The 1,719-nt window shown below is 48.0% G+C and carries 2 tRNA genes and 1 rRNA gene (1 of these 3 only partly in view); all 3 read right to left on the bottom strand.

Going from position 1 to position 1,719, the window contains the following annotated elements:
• Positions 1–1,221, bottom strand: a 23S ribosomal RNA gene (locus tag ACQKII_RS08730) (it extends 1,471 nt beyond the left edge of the window).
• A gap of 211 nt (positions 1,222–1,432) precedes the next feature.
• A tRNA-Ala gene (locus tag ACQKII_RS08725) sits at positions 1,433–1,508 on the bottom strand.
• Between the two features lie 14 nt (positions 1,509–1,522).
• Positions 1,523–1,599, bottom strand: a tRNA-Ile gene (locus ACQKII_RS08720).
• Positions 1,600–1,719 lie beyond the last annotated feature (120 nt).

Raw genomic sequence — 1,719 nt, 5'->3', positions numbered from 1 at the left:
GTAGATGTCAATCCACAGCTTCGGTGAATCGTTTAGCCCCGATACATTTTCGGCGCAGCGTCACTCGACCAGTGAGCTATTACGCACTCTTTAAATGATGGCTGCTTCTAAGCCAACATCCTGGTTGTCTATGCAACGCCACATCCTTTTCCACTTAACGATTACTTTGGGACCTTAGCTGGTGGTCTGGGCTGTTTCCCTTTTGACTACGGATCTTATCACTCGCAGTCTGACTCCCGTGTATAAATATCTGGCATTCGGAGTTTGTCTGAATTCGGTAAACCGGGATGGCCCCCTAGTCCAAACAGTGCTCTACCTCCAGTATTCTCATCACGAGGCTAGCCCTAAAGCTATTTCGGAGAGAACCAGCTATCTCCAGGTTCGATTGGAATTTCTCCGCTACCCACACCTCATCCCCGCACTTTTCAACGTGCGTGGGTTCGGGCCTCCAGTAAGTGTTACCTCACCTTCACCCTGGACATGGGTAGATCACCTGGTTTCGGGTCTACGACCACGTACTAATTCGCCCTATTCAGACTCGCTTTCGCTGCGGCTCCGTCTTCTAAAACTTAACCTCGCACGTAATCGTAACTCGCCGGTTCATTCTACAAAAGGCACGCTATCACCCATTAACGGGCTCTAACTACTTGTAGGCACACGGTTTCAGGATCTATTTCACTCCCCTTCCGGGGTGCTTTTCACCTTTCCCTCACGGTACTGGTTCACTATCGGTCACTAGGTAGTATTTAGCCTTGGGAGATGGTCCTCCCAGATTCCGACGGAATTTCACGTGTTCCGCCGTACTCAGGATCCACTCAGGAGAGAATGAACTTTCGACTACAGGGCTTTTACCTGCTCTGGCGGACCTTTCCAAGTCGCTTCATCTAACTCATTCTTTTGTAACTCCATATAGAGTGTCCTACAACCCCAAGAGGCAAGCCTCTTGGTTTGGGCTCTTCCCGTTTCGCTCGCCGCTACTCAGGGAATCGATTTTTCTTTCTCTTCCTCCAGGTACTTAGATGTTTCAGTTCCCTGGGTCTGCCTTCAAGACGCTATGTATTCACGTCAAGATACTACGCGATTAAACGTAGTGGGTTCCCCCATTCGGAAATCTCCGGATCAAAGCTCACTTACAGCTCCCCGAAGCATATCGGTGTTAGTGCCGTCCTTCTTCGGCTCCTAGTGCCAAGGCATTCGCCGTGCGCCCTTAATAACTTAACCGTCAGCTTTCAATATACATCGTAATACATCGTCAGCTTCAATCGTTCGTTCAGTCACGTACTGAGGTACGCTCCTTCACTTACTCAATCGCTTCCTTGTCTTACTCGTATCTTGAAACCTTCATCTGTTATTAAGCCTAAAAAACTTAAAAAAATAAATGTGTTTGTTACTATTTCAATGTCGTTTTATCCAGTTTTCAAAGAACAATAATTGGTGGAGCCTAGCGGGATCGAACCGCTGACCTCCTGCGTGCAAGGCAGGCGCTCTCCCAGCTGAGCTAAGGCCCCAAGAGGTAGTTATATGGTGGGCCTAAATGGACTCGAACCATCGACCTCACGCTTATCAGGCGTGCGCTCTAACCAGCTGAGCTATAGGCCCTCTTGGAAGTTTTATATTATTTATAAACCTTCAAAACTGAACGCAAAACGTAATCTTACAAACCCAAGGTTTGTATTCCGAAAATATCCTTAGAAAGGAGGTGATCCAGCCGCACCTTCC

The organism is Lysinibacillus sp. NPDC048646, assembly GCF_050272295.1.
GTDB lineage: Bacteria > Bacillota > Bacilli > Bacillales_A > Planococcaceae > Lysinibacillus.
This window is presented reverse-complemented; position numbering and strand designations above follow the sequence as displayed.